This is a genomic window from Herbihabitans rhizosphaerae, from assembly GCF_004216555.1.
Lineage (GTDB): Bacteria > Actinomycetota > Actinomycetes > Mycobacteriales > Pseudonocardiaceae > Herbihabitans > Herbihabitans rhizosphaerae.
On the sequence record NZ_SGWQ01000003.1, the window covers coordinates 48,146 to 63,442 of the forward strand.

The window sequence follows — 15,297 nt, forward strand, 5'->3', positions numbered from 1 at the left end:
ACGGCGGCGAAGCCGCTCGTCGGGAAGAAAAGCGTTGGCCCACAAGGATTCTTGGAGTCCCGAACGGCCACCGCCGCCCCGGCGAACGCCACCTCGACGCAGGAGTCACCCTCGTCGGCCCCGCTCAGGCTGCTCTTGCGCCAAGCCAATCCCGACGTGTCCACGATCAGCTCGAACGCTGGTCGAGCTGAGGGGTCACGGCGGCGAAGCCGCTCGTCGGGAAGAAAAGCGTTGGCCCACAAGGATTCTTGGAGTCCCGAACGGCCACCGCCGCCCCGGCGAACGCCACCTCGACACAGGACACCTGCTCGTCGGCTCCGCTTCGGCTGCTCTTGCGCCATGCCAATCCCGACGTGTCCACGGTGGGCAAGAGTGGTCGCCTCCTCGTCACGGGCCATAGAGATCACCGGCCAAGCGCTCGATCAGCTCGACCGACTCGTTTGGGGCAAGTGCCTCGCACGAGACGTGCTCAAAGAGGAGTCTAGCGCCTTCCAGCGCTCCTTCTTTGTCCTCGCGTTTGGCGCCGTTGACGAAGGGCACGAACAACATCCCCGGGTAGTCGGGATACGGAAAGGTCAGGAGGGCGAACTCCGCACGCATGCCGCCATGCGCGCCGCGCGCCAGGGGAATCACCTGCACGGTGACCGTGGGCAGCGCCGCCAGCTCAGCAATGAGGCGAAGCTGCGCACCCATAACCTCACGCCCGCCAACGGGAGTGTGCAACGCCGACTCCGCCATGATCACGTGGGCCTGTAGCGGGCGCTCGACGCTCATGAGTCTGTCCTTGCGGTTCAGACGACTGAGCGTCACCCGATTGATCTTGTCCATTCCCCATGGCGGGAAGACGCGAGCGAACAACGCACGCATGTAGTGCTCGGTCTGCAGCAGGCCAGGCACATGCAGCAGGGTCAGCTCTCGCGCGAGATCCGCCTCCTCCTCTGCGTCGGCGTAATCGAATCCTTCCCCGGCCTTGAGATTCCTGACCGCGCGGACCTCGTCGAGCAACCCTTCCGGGCGGCAGTCGTACAGATCCATCATCGAGCGCACGACATTGACGTTCGGCTTCGTCTCACCGGTCTCCCAGCGCTGCAGCGCGCTGCCGCTCATGTCGAAGTACTTGCCTGCCCGCTCTAGGGTGAAGCCGGCGGCCTCACGCATCTCACGAAATTTCCGGCCCAGCCGTCGCGCACGGAAGGGCACCGGTCCGTCTCCGCTCATGGAACTCCCTCAGTCACACGAAGTAGCCGAATACTTGCATGTGGGTGATCCTGAACGTGAATCCCGATCGGGGGGTTACGCCGACTCGCGGCGGGGTCGCGTGTTGCGCACGGTGTCCGCGTCGATCACCACGCGCGCGACGTCCGGCCGGCTCGGCACCTCGTACATCACGCCGTGCAGTACCTCCTCCATGATCGAGCGCAGCCCGCGCGCTCCGGTGCCGCGCAGCAGCGCCAGTTCGGCCACCGCGACGACCGCCCCCTCGGTCAGCACCAGCTCGACGCCGTCCATGGCGAGCAGCGCGCGGTACTGCTTCACCAGCGCATCGCGCGGCTGGGTGAGGATGCTGGTCAGCGCGGCCACGTCGAGCGGCTCGACGGTGGTGACCACGGGCAGCCGGCCGACGAACTCGGGAATCAGCCCATATGCCACCAAGTCCTCCGGCCGCACGTCGGCCAACCTGGGGATTCGCGACCGGGTGTGCTCCCCGAATCCGATCGAGCGCACCCCGGACCGCCGCTCCACGATCCCGTCCAGACCGGCGAACGCGCCGGCCACGATGAACAGCACGTTCGTCGTGTCGACCTGGACGAACTCCTGGTGCGGGTGCTTGCGCCCACCCTGTGGCGGCACATTCACCACGCCGCCCTCGACGATCTTCAACAGCGCCTGCTGCACGCCCTCGCCGGACACGTCGCGGGTGATCGACGGGTTCTCCGCCTTGCGCGCGATCTTGTCCACCTCGTCGATGTACACGATTCCGCGCTCCGCCTTGGCCACGTCGTAGTCGGCCGCCTGGAGCAGTGCGACCAGGATGTTCTCCACGTCCTCGCCCACGTAGCCGGCTTCGGTCAGCGCGGTGGCGTCGGCGATCGCGAACGGCACGTCGAGCAGCTTCGCCAGCGTCCGCGCGAGGTGGGTCTTGCCGCAGCCGGTCGGGCCGAGCAGCAGCACGTTGGACTTGGCGACCTCCACGTCGTGATCATCGGAAACCGTTGACAGCAAACGCTTGTAGTGGTTGTACACGGCCACCGACAGCGCCCGCTTCGCGTCGTGCTGACCGACCACGTACCGGTCGAGGAACTCGTGGATCTCGCGCGGCCTCGGCAGTTCCGCCGGACCGTCCACAGTGGACACCGGGACGTCGTCGGTGATCAGCTCGGTGCTGGCCGCGACACACTCGTCGCAGATACTCACGCCGAGCGGGCCGGCGATCAGCCGGCGCACCTGCTTGTTCCCCTTGCCGCAGAACGAGCACTTCACGGCCGCACCACGAGCGATCGCAGCCGCCAGGTGCCCGGATCGGGGAGCCGCTCCGGCTCGCCGGCCAGCGTCATGTCCGGGAATCGGCGCAGCAGGACGCCGAGCGCCACCTCGGTCTGCACCCGTGCCGGGGCCGCGCCGAGGCAGAAGTGCGGCCCGTGGGAGTAGCCGAGATGCCCCGACGCGGGTTCACGGCGCAGATCGAGCACATCGGGATCGGTGAACGCGCGCGGGTCGCGGTTGGCCGCCGCGATCGACGCGGTGATCGGTTCTCCTTGGCGCACAAGGGTTCCGTGCAGGTCGACGTCCTCGCGGGCGTAGCGCGGCACGGTCAGCAGGGTCGGGCCGGTCCAGCGGGTCAGCTCCTCGACCGCGCGCGGCATCAGCTCCGGCTCGGCGCGCAGCAGCTCGGCCAGCGACGGCTGGGCGAGCAGTTCGGCGAGGGCGTTGGCGATCAGGTTGGTCGGCGTCTGCCCGGCCAGCACCAGGTGCCACACCAGGGTCACCAGTTCGGCGTCGGTGAGCCGGTCGCCGTCCTGCGCCGTGATCAGGTCGGACAGCAGGTCGTCGCGCGGTTGCTCGCGACGGCGGGCCACGACCTCCTTCGCGCCGGCGATGATGCCGGGGATGGCGTCGGCGAACGCCCCGCCGCGCCGGGCGGCCACGATCGCGCCGTACTCGTGCCACCGAGGGCGGTCGGCCTCCTCGACGCCGACCAGTTCGCAGATGACCTCCATCGGCAGCGGGCCGGTGAAGTGATCCATCAGGTCGACCTCGCCATTCAGATCGTCGGCCAGACGGTCCACGATCGGCTCGATCCTCGGGCGGAACTCGGCCGCGCGGCGGGTGGTGAACGCGGGTGACACCAGGCCGCGCAGCCTCGCGTGCTCCTGGCCGCCTCGCTCGGTCATGGTGCGGATGTAGGGCTGACAGTCCTCCGGCACGTCGCGCAGCTGGAAGCTCTCCGCCCGGATCTCGAAGCGGGCGTCGCTCAGCATCGCCTTGACGTCGGCATACCTGGTCACCATCCACATCGGCCCGAAGCCCGGTCCACCGATCCGAGCCAGCGGCGCGCGCTCCCGCAGGCGCCCGTACGCGGTGAACGGGTCACGAAGAACCTCCGGGTCGGTCAGCTCGATCTCCTGCACGGTCATATGATCGCCCCATTCAGATGTTGAAGTCAGATGATGAGAACATCTGACGTTGACGGTATCGTCATCCCGAACCCAGCCGCAACGAGGCGCGAGGACTCCCCCGATGGCCAGGCTCACCAGGTCGCAGACGCAGGAGCGCAACCGCACGAAGGTGCTCGAGGCCGCGAAGGAGGAGTTCGCCGAGCGCGGATTCCGGGAAGCCAAGATCGACACCATCGCCGAGCGGGCCGAGCTGACCCGCGGCGCGGTGTACTCCAACTTCCCCGGCAAACGCGCGCTCTACTTCGCCGTACTCGCCGACCTCGCCAAGCGCGCTCCCCTTGCCTCGCAACGGGAAACGCGCCTCACCCCACGCGAGGCGCTGGGCGCGTTCGCCCGCGCCTGGGTGGCCCGGCTGCCGCTGACCACCGACGATCCGATGGCCCCCGAGCGGCTCGGCGTCGACCTGCTCCCCGAGGTGCTCGCCGACGAGCGGGTCCGGCGCCCGTTCGGTCAGCTCACCAAGCTCTCGGCACTGCTGCTCGGGCTCGCCCTGGAAGGCCTGCACCCCAGGCGCACCCGCGCCGGCCGCCAGGTGCGGGTCGCCGAGGCCGTGCTGACCACGCTGCACGGCACCAGCCAGCTCGCCGCCGCCGCGCCCGGATTCATCGAGCCGTTCAACGTGATCGGCGCCTGCGAGCAGCTCGCCAGCCTGGAGGTCGAGGACGTCTGGCAGCCGCCACACCTGCCGTACGTGCCGCAGGCCCGGCCCGCCGACCGCGCGTGGACCCCACCGTCCACTGTGGACATCATGACCGGCGATCCGGTCCGGCTGGCCGACGACGGCGTGATCGCGGTGCTCGGCATGCACCGGCTGTCCGCCGCCGAGGAGGCGGTGCGGGCGGCGCCGGACCTCCCGCTCACCATGATCATGGTCACCAGCACGCCGGCCGAGCTGGCCCCGCTGGCCCGGCTGGTGCTCGCCGAGCTGCGCGCCTGTCTGTTCCTCGCGTTCCCCACCTCCGCGCTGCCCATGCTGCGGATGGTGTCCGACGAGACCGGCGCGCTCGCCGCGGCGGCCGGCGTGCCGGCGGTGAGCGACGCGACCGAGGTCGCCGTCCGGGTCGTCAACGGCAAGATCGTCGCGCGCGCGGAGGGCTTCGGCGCCTGCCACGCCGCCGCCAGTGCTCGCTGACCCTGCGAAGATGGGGGCGATGAGCACAGACACGAGACGGCGATCGCGGCGGCAGACCACCAGGCTGTGGCGGGTGCCGGTGCGCCGGGTGCACCACGTCACGCCGCGAATGGTGCGGATCACCCTCGGATCCGACGAGCTGGTCGACTTCGTCCACGACGGCACCGACCAGAACGTGATGCTGTACTTCTACGACGACGCCGTCGAGCTGCCCGAGCCGCTGACCCTGGAGAGCGCGCGCGGCATGTGGTCGCGGGTGCGCCCGACGATCCGCAGCTACACGATCGCCCGGCACGACCCGGACGCCAACGAGATCGACATCGACTTCGTGCTGCACGGCGACGGTGGACACGGCGGGCCGGCGTCGGCCTGGGCGGCGGCCGCGAAACCGGGCGATCAGCTGATCTTCGTGGGCCCGTCGCCGGCGTACCGGCCCGATCCGGACGCCGATCTGTACCTGCTCGCCGGTGACGAGACCGCGCTCCCGGCGATCGGCGTCACCCTGCGCGGGCTGCCGGCCGGCGCGCGGGCCCGGGTGTTCGTCGAGGTGGACAACGCCGCCGACGAACTGCCGCTGCCGACCGACGCCGACGCGGAGATCACCTGGCTGCACCGCGACGGCGTGCCGCCTCAGGACAGCGAGCTGCTGGTGAACGCGATCACCGCGGCGACGCTGGACGGCGTGGTCGACGCGTGGATCGGCGCCGAGCGCGCGCCCGTGCTGGCCGTGCGCCGGCACCTGCTCGACGAGCGCCGGCTGGATCGGAAGCATGTGCGGGCGACCACGTACTGGCGCGCCGGACAGGAGGGAACCTAACCGCGACGTGAGTCGTTTTCCCTGCTGAGAGACTTTTCCCACCACGGAGGCACCACCGGTGCACAGCCATGTCAACGGTTTGAAGACAGCGCTCCTGCTCGGCGGCATGAGCGCGCTGATCATATTGATCAGCTCCCTCTTCGGACGTACGGCGTTGATCATCGGCGTGGTGCTGGCTCTCGGGATGAACGCCTACGCGTACTTCAACTCCGACAAGCTGGCGCTGCGTGCGATGCGCGCGCGTCCGGTGTCGCAAGCCGAGCAGCCCGCGATGTTCCGGATCGTCGCCGAGCTCGCCCGCGCGGCACGCCAGCCGGTGCCGCGCCTGTATGTCAGCCCGACGCAGGCGCCCAACGCGTTCGCCACCGGGCGCAACCCGCGCAACGCGGCGGTCTGCTGCACGGAGGGCATCCTCGAACTGCTCGACGAGCGGGAGCTGCGCGCCGTGCTCGGGCACGAGCTGTCACACGTGTACAACCGCGACATTCTCATTTCATGCGTGGCCGGCGCGCTGGCGTCGGTGGTCAGCTTCGTGGCCAACATCGCGATGTTCACCGGATTGTTCGGCGGCGACGACGAGGACCGGCCGAACCCGATCTTCGCGATCCTGATCGCCATTCTCGGCCCGGTCGCGGCCGGCATCGTGCAGATGGCGGTCAGCCGGTCGCGCGAGTACCAGGCCGACGCGTCCGGCGCGGAGCTGACCGGCGACCCGCTGGCCCTGGCCTCCGCGCTGCGCAAGCTGGAGGCGGGCACCCGCGCCGCGCCGCTCGCGCCGGAGCCGAAGCTGGTGTCCCAGTCCCACCTGATGATCGCGAACCCGTTCCGGCCCGGCGAGCAGATGTCCAAGCTGTTCTCCACGCACCCGCCGATCGAGGACCGGATCCGCCGGCTGGAGGAGATGGCCCGCCGGCACTGAGGGGCGAGATCCACTGTGTCACCAACGCCGAACGCGATCTCGCCGGTGTCACGCCGTGGTGGAGTTGACCAGATTTCGTTGCAGCAGAACGGTGTCCAGCCATCGGCCGTGTTTGAAGCCGACGTCGCGCAGCCGCCCGGCGTCGGCGAATCCGTGCTTGCGGTGCAACGCCAGCGAGGCGTCGTCGCCGGTATCCGCGACCACCGCGATGAGCTGGCGCACGCCCGCGTCGACGGCCCGATCGACCAGCGCGTCCAACAGCGTGCCGCCGAGGCCGCGCCCGCGGGCCCAGCCGGCGAGGTAGATCGACGTCTCGGCGGTGTGCCGGTAGGCGGGCCGCGTTTTCCACGGTGCGCAGTACGCGTAGCCGGCGATCCGCCCGTCCTGCTCGGCGACCAGGAACGGCAACCCGGCACCGGTGAATGCGCGGAAGCGGCGGCGCCACTCGTCGGTGTCCGGCGGGTCCAGTTCGAACGTGGCGACTCCGGCCACGACATAGCCGGCGTAGATCTCGGCGATCGCGGTCAGGTCCGGCTCGTCCGCCACCCGGACGTTCGCTATAGCAGAATCAACCACTACCATAGTGTACGTGAACCTGATCGCCCTCGGCCAGCGTGTGCAGCGTGAGCGCCACGACGCCGGATTGACGCTGAACCGGCTGGCCGAACGGTCGGGCGTGAGCGTGAGCATGCTGTCCTCGGTGGAACGGGGCGACAAGGCGCCGACCGTGATCGTGCTCGACCGGATCGCGAACGGGCTCGGGGTGTCGCTGTCCACGCTGCTGGTCGAGGACGAGCGGGTGGTTGTGCGCCGGGCGGCCGACCAGGACGTGGTCGAGGAGGCCGGCTGGCGGCGCACGATCCTGTCCCCGGTCGTGCCCGGGGTGAACTTCGAGTGGATCTCCTCCACGCTGCCGCCGGGGTGCTCGCCGGACAGTTACCCGCCGTACGCACCGGGGTCGCACGAGTTCATCTACGTGGAGTCCGGCACGGTCACCCTCACCATCGACGACGAGCGCACGGTCGAGCTGTCCGAGGGTGACTCGATCTACCTGGCCGCCGACACCACACTCCGGTACGCGAACCGCACCGACTCCCCGTGCACCTACTACGTCGCCGCGCTGATCATGCGCCCCCGCGCACGCCGGTCGCCGCACCACGCTCCGTAGCGATCGTGCACGTACTTTCGCGGGGTTAAGTACGCCAAGGTGAGCGCATGACGGGACGCGCGGCACCTCGATCATGGGCGATCACTGGACGGGTGTCACTCGATCGCGCGCGAACCGTGCCGGCGGCTAGGTTGCCATCATGGGCGCGACACCGGAGCCACCTCGGCCGCTGAGCGAGCTGGCCGCGCCGCACTGGGCAGTGCAACTCGTCCGTCCACAACGGACACCGGTGCAGTGGCGGCTGATGGCCCGCGCGGCCGTCGCACTCGGCGTCCCACTGGCACTCGGAGTGGCCACTCGCCGACTGGATCTCGGCGTCCTGGTGTCGATCGGCGCGCTCTGCGGAACGCTGGTGGCGACCACCGGCCCGTACCGCTATCGCTTGTCCCGCATGGGTTTCGCCGCCGTCCTCGGCGCGGCCGGGTTCACCGTCGGAACGTTCACCAGCGGGCACGGCTGGTGGACCAGCGCGGTCATGGTGGCGCTCGCCGCGCTGTCCGCGGTGATCTCCTCGATCGGCGCCAACGCCTCGGCGGCAGGCCTGCAACTGCTCGTGTTCGGCATCCTCGGCGGCGGCCTCGGCCCGCCGGACTACGCGCCACTGCTGTTCGCGGCCGGCGCGGCGTGGGCGGTGCTGCTGGCGATCGGCGCGTGGCCGGTGCGCGCGACCGTCCCCGAGCGGGCGGCGATCGCGCTGGTGTACGCCAACCTGGTCGACGTGCTGCGGACGATCGGCACCCGCGCGGCCGGCCCGGCGCGGCAGCGGCTCACCTCGGCCATGAACGACGCGCACGACATCCTGCTGTCCGCGCGCTCGCGGCTGGAGGGGCGGGACGCGAGCTACCGGCGGCTGTTCCTCATCCTGGCCAAGACCACGCCCGTGGTGGAGGCGACCGTCGCGCTGCTGCACGCGCGCCAGCGTCCGCCGGCCAAGGCCATCGCGGACGTGGTGGAGGTCGGCGAGGCGATCCGCACCAGCTCGCGCGCTCCCTCGGTCGAACAGGACGGCACGGCGCTTCGGCGATCACTGTCGCGTGTGGTCGCGGTGATCAACGACGAGGACGCGGCCGAGGCGCCACCGACGACGAAAACCCCTGTGCGCCAACGGTTCGACGCGTGGCTGGACTCGGTGCGCGCCGGTCCGCAGGTGTGGCGGCACGCGCTGCGGCTGGCGCTGTGCATCGCGCTCGCCGAGGTGATCAGCCGCCAGCTCGAGCTGGACCGCTCGTACTGGGTGGCGCTGACCGTGGCGATCGTGCTCAAGCCCGACTTCGGATCGGTATTCGGGCGTGCGGTGCTGCGCGCGGGCGGCACCGTGATCGGCGTGCTGCTGGGTGCCGCCGTGCTGGCGATCGCACCGGGCGGATGGGTGCTGGTCGCGCTGATGGCGGCGCTCGCCTTCGTGCTGCCGGAGGCGAAGGCGCGCAGCTACGGCCTGTTCTCGATGTTCATCACGCCGCTGGTGATCGTGCAGTTGGACCTGGCGCACGCGGGCAATCCGGCGCTGGTCACGGCACGGCTGGTGGACACGCTCGCCGGCTGCCTGATCGTGCTGGTGTTCGGGTACCTGCTGTGGCCGGGCAGCCGGGCGACTCGGCTGGACGCGCGGATCGCCGAGGTGGCCGACGGGCTCGCCGAGTACCTGCGGGTGGCGCTGCGGCCCGACCCGCGCGGCCGGTCCGCGTTGCGCAGGCGCACCTACAGCAACCTGTCCGACCTGCGGGTTCGCGCCCAGCAGTTGATCTCCGAGCCGGGTGCGCCTGGTCGGGCGGCGGCCGCGTGGTGGCCGACGATCATCGGTCTGGAGCGACTCACCGACGCGGTGACCCGGGTCGCCGTGGAGCTGACGCATGGCGCGGAACCGCCCGATCCCGCCGACGTCGACACGCTGGCCTCGGGTGTCACCGAGGTCGCCGGCGCGGTCCGCGAGGAGCGTCGTCCGCGCCGGCCGGAGTTGCCCGACGACGAGCCGGTGACCGCGATCGCCGAGGCGCTCACCGAGTTGACGGCCACCGTTCAGCGCTGATCGAGCAGTACCTCGATCCCGTCGAGGATGCGCTCCAGCCCGAACGCGCGCCGGTTCGTCGACACCGGCCGGCCCTTCACGATCTCGTCCAGCGCCGGATAGGCGACACCGGCGCGGCTCATCACGTCGGCGAGCAGCGGATCGGCTCGCACCTGCGAGTTCCACGGCTGCGATCCGGCGGCGCTGGGCGCGTAGGTGTTGCGCAGGTGCCCGCTGAGCAGTGACACGGCGTCGACCGATTCCGCGCGGGTCAGGCCGATTCCGGTGAACACCGACAGCGCCGCGACCGACCAGCCGACCTCGTTCGGCCCGACCGCTCGTTCGCCGACCGTGACCGCGGGCAGCCACGGATGCTGGTCCCAGGCCTGCCACATCAGCTCGGTCCAGCGGCGGGCCCCGCCACGCCAGCCGCCGCGCACCCGGCTGAGGTCCGGCGGTTCGCCGACGCCCAGTTCGATCATGACGGCGAGCAGTTCGGCCTTGCTCTTCACGTAGCGGTACAACGACATCTTCGTGTAGCCGAGCTTTTTCGCCACCGCCTCCATCGACACCGCGTCGACGCCGAGTTCGTCGGCGATGACGACCGCCGCCTCGGCGACGTCGGCGACTTCGAAGGCCGCCTTCGGCCCTCGGGTCGACGGCGCTCGCAGGCCCCACAGCAGCTCGAGCGTCGAATCGCTGTCCACTTCGCGTCACCCTCTTGGCAAAACTGTGTCCACGGCATACTGTGTCTCGCACACACTGTATCTCAGAGATACTGTTTCCGATACTCTACGAAGGAGATCGCCATGGGTGCCATCGCGGTTCACGAGTTCATCTCGCTCGACGGCGTGATCGAGGACCCGAGCTGGACGTTCGAATACGGGTTCGACCCCAAGATGGGCGAGACCCTCGGCGCGATCACCGGCGGCGCCAAGGCCATCCTGCTCGGCCGCCTCACGTTCGAGATGTTCGCGCCGGCGTGGAGAGACCGCACGCCGGAGGACGACCCGGGTGTGCCGTTCTTCAACGACACGGTCAAGTACGTCGTCGGTTCGCAGGCGCCGCAGGAGGAGTGGAACAACTCCAAGCACTTCGGGCCCTACGACGCCGACGCCATTCGCAAGCTCAAGGACGAGACCGACGGCACGATCTACATCAGCGGCAGCGGGCAGTTGGTTCGCGGGCTACTGCGGGACGGCCTGGTCGACGAGCTGCACCTGTTCGTGTTCCCGGTCGCACTCGGCAAGGGCGATCGCCTGTTCGACGCCGACCTGACCAAGCTCGCCCTCAACGGACACGACGTCTACGACAACGGCGTGGTCCACCTGAACTACGGTCCCGCCTGACGATCAGAGGCGACGAAGGGTTCACGGATGGACGGCCGGCTGAGCAGGCTCCTCACCCGTGCGCGCGGGCCTGCCGGTCCGGCCGCCACCGTGGACTTCGGCGCCGAATCCGGCCCGCTCGCGGAACTGGCCGAATTGCTGTCCTCCCTCAACGGGTTCGCCGTGTTCAATGCCGGCGTCCAGGTGTTCCGAGCCGGAGAAGTCGGCCTCGGCCCCGACCTCGCAACCTGGAACGCCCCCGAAACGGCGAGCCGCACCGTTCTCGGCGAGTCGCTGGCCGACTGGGCCGCCTGGCTCCTCGCTGACCGGACGTCAACGGCGCCTACGGAATCGCCACCGCCTGGCAGGACACCCACGGCCCCCTCGATCACGACGAGCGGCTGATCCCCCTGCGATTCTTCGTCCTCGGCGGCGAATACGACCTCGACAACCTGGTCGTCAAACCCGCAGCCCAATGCATGCGCATCCGCGGCCCGATCGCCCAGCAGATCCACGACCTCCCCGACGGCACTCAAATCCACCCGACCATCGACCACTGAGCAGTCCCCACGGGCGACGACAACAGGGCGATCACACAGTTGAATCGGCCGAACACTTAACGTTACAATCGCCACCCGAACGAGTAAAACGACCCGCGGCTCGGGACGGAGCGGCATGGGCGCTGGGGATGAACTACGCAAGGCAGTGCGACATCGGATCTTCTCTCTGTTCGCGGACATCGAACACATCGTGCATCGGCACGGCTACCTCAGGGTGCTGACCGGAACGATCACCATGCTCGGACTGGTCGGGATTCTCGGGCAGGTCTTGGGGTTAACCTGGCTGCGCTGGATTTTCGCGACAAGCGCGGGGGTACTGTTTCTGGTCGCGAGCGCTGTGTCATTTGCTGGCACCGAAAGGTTACGCGCGCGCATTGCTCAGAGCGAAACACTGCTCCATGGAGCAGCCAGAGCGCTCGACTCCAAGTCGCCCATCTCGATTCGCGAGTGGCGACAAGTGGTCACACTCGAATCGAATGGCGACGCGAAGATCTGGACCGAGATGGTTCTCGACGAAGCACAGGACGGCATCCCGCACTTCCTATTCGTAAATCAGATCTACTACGGCGGCCCGCCACTGACCGACCGACAGAAGCGACTTGTGGAATGCGAGGTCTTTCACGCGAACAGCGACACGTCCGGCGTCGGCGTGCGTGCACAGGCAAGCTCCTCCTGGAGCGCCTCCAAGTTCGGCGAACCCAAGCTGGACGTGTTCGCACATCTGGGCAACACAGTTCACCAGGGTGACAAGGTGACCGTTAAATGGCTCTGGCCGAAGTACTCGGCGGACCTTATGACTGGACACAGGCCAGAGAACTTCGACGTCAAGTTCTACGATCAGTCGATCAGCATGTTCGAGTACACGGTGATCTTTCGCGATGTCGATTCGGACAACGAGTTCACCATGCGAAACCTGGGCGCAAACAACCTCGTGCAAACACGTTCCGGCCGTGACATAGCTGTCAGTTTTTCGGGCGATCACCCAGAGGCAGGCAAAAGTATGGGATTCGTCGCCGATCTGACTGGTCGCGCACAAAAATAACAGTAGCCCGGAACACATCGACCGTTCCGGGCTCCCGAAGACCTAGCTTGGCGCTACTTGCCGCCACTCTCGGTGCCACCCATACCAGAACTCCAAATACGAAACTAGTAATTACTGTGCGGGCAATAGGTGTAGCCTACCGGACAGGGTATGTCCACTCCAGACAGCTTACGCCGTGGCAACCCCTATAAGGTCCGCAGTTTAGCCGGCGTGTCTGATCACCGCCGAACCGGGGCGAGACTCGAGAGTTACCGATCCAACCCCGCGGGGGCACTCGGAGTAGCCGGATCAGTCGCGGAGTTCCATGGTGCAGCATTTGGGGCCGCCGCCGGATTTGCGCAACTCGGAGATGTCGACCATCACGGGGTTGTAGCCGCGTGCGGTGAGTTCGGTGGCGAGGCGGTTGGCTTCGCGGGGCAGTACGACGTTGTAGCCGTCGGACACGCCGTTGAGGCCGAGGCACGCCGCGTCCACGTCGGAGGCGATCACCGCGTCGGGGAAGAGGTGGCGCAGAACCCGTTGCGAGCCAAGGGAGAACGCGTCGCGGTAGTAGGCGATCTGGGCACGCCGACCAGTGGTGGGATCGGCTTCGGTGAGCACCATGAGCGCGGTGTCGAGGTGGTAGTAGCGGGGGTCGACGAGGCGCAGCGACACGACCGGGACGCCGAGGACTTCTTGGGCTTCGGCATGGGCGCCGGGGTCGGTGCGGAAACCGGTTCCGGCAAGGAGCACCTCGCCGGTCCAGGCGAAGTCGCCTTCCGCCTCATTGATCGACTCGGGCATCACCACATCGCGGTACCCGCGCTCGACGAACCAGCGCCGGTAGTGGTCCGCCTCGGCGGCCCGCTCGACGGCCCGGAACCGCGAGCCGAGCACGCGGCCGCCGATGACAGTCCCCGAGTTGGCCGCGAACACCATGTCCGGCAGACCGGCCGCGGGCTCGATGGTTTCGACGACATGCCCGAGGCGCTCGTAGGTCGCCTTCAACTCGTGCCACTGGCGCAGCGCGACATCAGTACTCACTGGCGCGCTGGGATCCATCCACGGGTTGATCGAGTACGACACGGTGAAGTACCGCGGCTCGCACATCAGGTAACGACGACGAGTCGCCGTGCGCGGGTCAGCCTCGGCGGCGCCAAGCGGCAGCCGCTCCTCGGGACCGATAACAGGAGCCGTCGTCATGGAACGTAATGTATTTGCCCGGTTGACTGCGGATCAATGTCGTAATGTTGCGGTTGACCATGCAGAATGTTGCGTGTGGACTCCATAGATCAGCTAATCGTTTCGCAGCTCGTCGCGGACGCCCGATCGAGCTACGCGGAGATCGGCAAGGTCGTGCGACTGTCCGCCCCGGCGGTCAAACGGCGGGTCGATCGCCTGCTGGACAGGGGCATCCTCCGGGGGTTCACCGCAGTCGTGGACGCAGAGGCGCTCGGCTGGGGCACCGAAGCGTTCGTCGAGGTGCACTGCCGCGGCAACATCTCCCCCGGCCAGATCCGCCAGCGGCTCGAACCGCTCGCCGAGGTGGTCGCCGCCTACACCGTCTCCGGCGCGGCCGACGCGATCGTTCACCTTCGCGCGGCGGACATCCACCATCTGGAGGACGCCCTGGAGCGGCTGCGCGCGGTGGACATCATCGACCGGACCGTCTCCACCGTCGTGCTCTCCACCTTGCTCGAACGCTCGCCCGCACCGGAGCCGCACGACACGGCGCACTAAGGTCACCCTCATGTGCGCCGTACTGGTGGAGCGGACCGGCAAGGTCGCGGTGATCACGCTCAACGTCCCCGATCGGCGTAACGCGCTGACGCTGCCGATCTCCGCCGAGCTGGCCGACGCGGTCGACGCCTGCGAGGCCGACGAGAACACGCACGCGATCGTGGTCACCGGCGCGCCGCCCGCGTTCTGCGCCGGCGCCGATCTGACCGCGCTCGGCGACGCGCGCGAGGAGGGCCTGCGCGCGATCTACAAGGGCTTTCTCGCGATCGCCGACTGCACGCTGCCGACGATCGCCGCGGTCGGCGGGGCCGCCGTCGGCGCCGGCCTCAACCTCGCGCTCGCCTGCGACCTGCGGCTGGCCGGCCCGCGCGCCCGGTTCGACGCGCGCTTCCTGCAGCTCGGCCTGCACCCTGGCGGCGGCATGACCTGGATGCTGCAGCGGATCGTCGGCCCGCAGACGGCCACCGCGATGACGCTGTTCGGCCAGAAGATGGACGCCGACGAGGCGGTACGCACCGGTCTCGCGCACCGCAAGGTCGACGGCGAACACGAAGATCTGGTCCGCGCGGCAGTGGAACTCGCCACACCTTCGGCCGAAGCGCCGAGGGAGCTGGTGTTGTCCACCAAGCGCACGCTGCGCACCACCTCGGCCACCGCCGACCACCCGTCGGCCATCGAGACCGAGCTGATCGCACAACTCGCCTCGATGGACACACCGGCGTTCGCGCAGCTCATCGCGGCGATGCAGGAGAAGATCTCGCGAAAGGCGTGACGACGTGAGGCAGCCCACGAGGCAGCCCAACCGAAGTACCTGTTACCGTAGGTTACAGATAAATGGTCAACAGGTGGTCCAGTCGCGCTTGAGCGGTGGTCCACACAGTGGACATGCCGCTACCACATGGCGGAACACAGGGTCGGCTGCGGTCTACC

18 protein-coding genes are annotated in these 15,297 nt (G+C 68.7%); 10 read left to right on the forward strand and 8 right to left on the reverse strand.

Annotation, left to right across the window (positions count from 1 at the left end; genetic code table 11):
- The 5 genes from EV193_RS09840 to EV193_RS09860 all read right to left on the reverse strand — a co-directional run.
- Positions 1–242: DUF397 domain-containing protein (locus EV193_RS09840; protein WP_423202162.1), on the reverse strand; the 242-nt coding region annotated here is incomplete at its 3' end.
- Positions 167–391 carry a DUF397 domain-containing protein gene (locus tag EV193_RS09845; RefSeq protein WP_423202151.1) on the reverse strand — a complete coding sequence of 75 codons (225 nt, stop codon included), beginning with the start codon at positions 389–391 and terminating at the stop codon, positions 167–169. The genes EV193_RS09845 and EV193_RS09840, both read right to left, overlap by 76 nt.
- Entirely contained in the window at positions 388–1,218 is an 831-nt protein-coding gene (locus EV193_RS09850; RefSeq protein WP_130343755.1) for a helix-turn-helix domain-containing protein, read from the reverse strand. The genes EV193_RS09845 and EV193_RS09850 overlap by 4 nt, the downstream gene beginning before the upstream one ends.
- A gap of 75 nt (positions 1,219–1,293) precedes the next feature.
- Positions 1,294–2,511 carry an ATP-dependent Clp protease ATP-binding subunit ClpX gene (gene clpX, locus EV193_RS09855; RefSeq protein WP_130343756.1) on the reverse strand — a complete coding sequence of 406 codons (1,218 nt, stop codon included), beginning with the start codon at positions 2,509–2,511 and terminating at the stop codon, positions 1,294–1,296.
- The gene (locus EV193_RS09860; RefSeq protein ID WP_130343757.1) at positions 2,478–3,635 is read right to left on the reverse strand and encodes a cytochrome P450 family protein; all 1,158 of its coding nucleotides are present in this window, start codon (positions 3,633–3,635) and stop codon (positions 2,478–2,480) included. Before EV193_RS09860 ends, clpX begins: the two co-directional genes overlap by 34 nt.
- Before the next feature lie 103 nt (positions 3,636–3,738).
- Between EV193_RS09860 and EV193_RS09865 the strand changes: the two genes are divergently transcribed.
- Genes EV193_RS09865 through htpX form a run of 3 tightly spaced genes read left to right on the forward strand, consistent with a single transcriptional unit; the run spans position 3,739 to position 6,545 of the window.
- Positions 3,739–4,809: a TetR/AcrR family transcriptional regulator gene (locus tag EV193_RS09865; RefSeq protein WP_130343758.1), complete on the forward strand. Its 1,071-nt coding sequence runs from the start codon at positions 3,739–3,741 to the stop codon at positions 4,807–4,809.
- A gap of 19 nt (positions 4,810–4,828) precedes the next feature.
- Complete coding sequence (locus tag EV193_RS09870; protein WP_165401307.1) at positions 4,829–5,626, forward strand: siderophore-interacting protein; 798 nt, start codon at positions 4,829–4,831, stop codon at positions 5,624–5,626.
- 58 nt (positions 5,627–5,684) lie between these two features.
- The gene (gene htpX, locus EV193_RS09875) at positions 5,685–6,545 is read left to right on the forward strand and encodes a zinc metalloprotease HtpX (RefSeq protein WP_130343760.1); all 861 of its coding nucleotides are present in this window, start codon (positions 5,685–5,687) and stop codon (positions 6,543–6,545) included.
- Between the two features lie 48 nt (positions 6,546–6,593).
- Here the strand turns inward: htpX and EV193_RS09880 are convergent, their stop codons facing one another.
- Entirely contained in the window at positions 6,594–7,121 is a 528-nt protein-coding gene (locus tag EV193_RS09880; RefSeq protein WP_423202152.1) for a GNAT family N-acetyltransferase, read from the reverse strand.
- A 13-nt stretch (positions 7,122–7,134) separates the two neighbouring features.
- On the opposite strand from EV193_RS09880, the gene EV193_RS09885 reads away from it, so the two are divergent.
- Positions 7,135–7,713, forward strand: a complete 579-nt coding sequence (locus EV193_RS09885) for a helix-turn-helix domain-containing protein (RefSeq protein ID WP_130343762.1) — start codon at positions 7,135–7,137, stop codon at positions 7,711–7,713.
- A 139-nt stretch (positions 7,714–7,852) separates the two neighbouring features.
- Positions 7,853–9,739, forward strand: coding sequence for an FUSC family protein (locus EV193_RS09890; protein ID WP_130343763.1), 1,887 nt, complete (start codon positions 7,853–7,855; stop codon positions 9,737–9,739).
- Here the strand turns inward: EV193_RS09890 and EV193_RS09895 are convergent.
- Positions 9,730–10,425 carry a TetR/AcrR family transcriptional regulator gene (locus EV193_RS09895; RefSeq protein WP_130343764.1) on the reverse strand — a complete coding sequence of 232 codons (696 nt, stop codon included), beginning with the start codon at positions 10,423–10,425 and terminating at the stop codon, positions 9,730–9,732. The genes EV193_RS09890 and EV193_RS09895 overlap by 10 nt on opposite strands.
- A gap of 102 nt (positions 10,426–10,527) precedes the next feature.
- Between EV193_RS09895 and EV193_RS09900 the strand changes: the two genes are divergently transcribed.
- From EV193_RS09900 to EV193_RS09910, 3 genes are all read left to right on the forward strand, one after another.
- Positions 10,528–11,067: a dihydrofolate reductase family protein gene (locus tag EV193_RS09900; RefSeq protein WP_130343765.1), complete on the forward strand. Its 540-nt coding sequence runs from the start codon at positions 10,528–10,530 to the stop codon at positions 11,065–11,067.
- A 27-nt stretch (positions 11,068–11,094) separates the two neighbouring features.
- On the forward strand, positions 11,095–11,451 hold the full coding sequence (locus EV193_RS09905) for a hypothetical protein (protein WP_242613262.1): 357 nt from the start codon (positions 11,095–11,097) through the stop codon (positions 11,449–11,451).
- A 270-nt stretch (positions 11,452–11,721) separates the two neighbouring features.
- A complete protein-coding gene (locus EV193_RS09910; protein WP_130343766.1) occupies positions 11,722–12,648 on the forward strand; it encodes a hypothetical protein in 927 nt (308 codons plus the stop codon).
- A 288-nt stretch (positions 12,649–12,936) separates the two neighbouring features.
- Here the strand turns inward: EV193_RS09910 and ddaH are convergent, their stop codons facing one another.
- Positions 12,937–13,830: a dimethylargininase gene (ddaH, locus tag EV193_RS09915; RefSeq protein ID WP_341273150.1), complete on the reverse strand. Its 894-nt coding sequence runs from the start codon at positions 13,828–13,830 to the stop codon at positions 12,937–12,939.
- Between the two features lie 66 nt (positions 13,831–13,896).
- On the opposite strand from ddaH, the gene EV193_RS09920 reads away from it, so the two are divergent.
- Together EV193_RS09920 and EV193_RS09925 are read left to right on the forward strand one after the other, a co-directional pair.
- The gene (locus tag EV193_RS09920; protein WP_423202153.1) at positions 13,897–14,367 is read left to right on the forward strand and encodes an Lrp/AsnC family transcriptional regulator; all 471 of its coding nucleotides are present in this window, start codon (positions 13,897–13,899) and stop codon (positions 14,365–14,367) included.
- 10 nt (positions 14,368–14,377) lie between these two features.
- Positions 14,378–15,139, forward strand: a complete 762-nt coding sequence (locus EV193_RS09925) for an enoyl-CoA hydratase (RefSeq protein ID WP_130343768.1) — start codon at positions 14,378–14,380, stop codon at positions 15,137–15,139.
- Positions 15,140–15,297 lie beyond the last annotated feature (158 nt).

Coding starts and splice junctions, on each gene's coding strand:
- EV193_RS09905 (WP_242613262.1), top strand. CDS start 11,095: ATGGACGGCCGGCTGAGCAGGCTCCTCACCCGTGCGCGCGGGCCTGCC.
- ddaH (WP_341273150.1), bottom strand. CDS start 13,830: ATGACGACGGCTCCTGTTATCGGTCCCGAGGAGCGGCTGCCGCTTGGC.
- EV193_RS09920 (WP_423202153.1), top strand. CDS start 13,897: ATGTTGCGTGTGGACTCCATAGATCAGCTAATCGTTTCGCAGCTCGTC.
- EV193_RS09865 (WP_130343758.1), top strand. CDS start 3,739: ATGGCCAGGCTCACCAGGTCGCAGACGCAGGAGCGCAACCGCACGAAG.
- EV193_RS09890 (WP_130343763.1), top strand. CDS start 7,853: ATGGGCGCGACACCGGAGCCACCTCGGCCGCTGAGCGAGCTGGCCGCG.
- EV193_RS09910 (WP_130343766.1), top strand. CDS start 11,722: ATGGGCGCTGGGGATGAACTACGCAAGGCAGTGCGACATCGGATCTTC.
- EV193_RS09870 (WP_165401307.1), top strand. CDS start 4,829: ATGAGCACAGACACGAGACGGCGATCGCGGCGGCAGACCACCAGGCTG.
- EV193_RS09850 (WP_130343755.1), bottom strand. CDS start 1,218: ATGAGCGGAGACGGACCGGTGCCCTTCCGTGCGCGACGGCTGGGCCGG.
- EV193_RS09900 (WP_130343765.1), top strand. CDS start 10,528: ATGGGTGCCATCGCGGTTCACGAGTTCATCTCGCTCGACGGCGTGATC.
- EV193_RS09925 (WP_130343768.1), top strand. CDS start 14,378: ATGTGCGCCGTACTGGTGGAGCGGACCGGCAAGGTCGCGGTGATCACG.
- EV193_RS09860 (WP_130343757.1), bottom strand. CDS start 3,635: ATGACCGTGCAGGAGATCGAGCTGACCGACCCGGAGGTTCTTCGTGAC.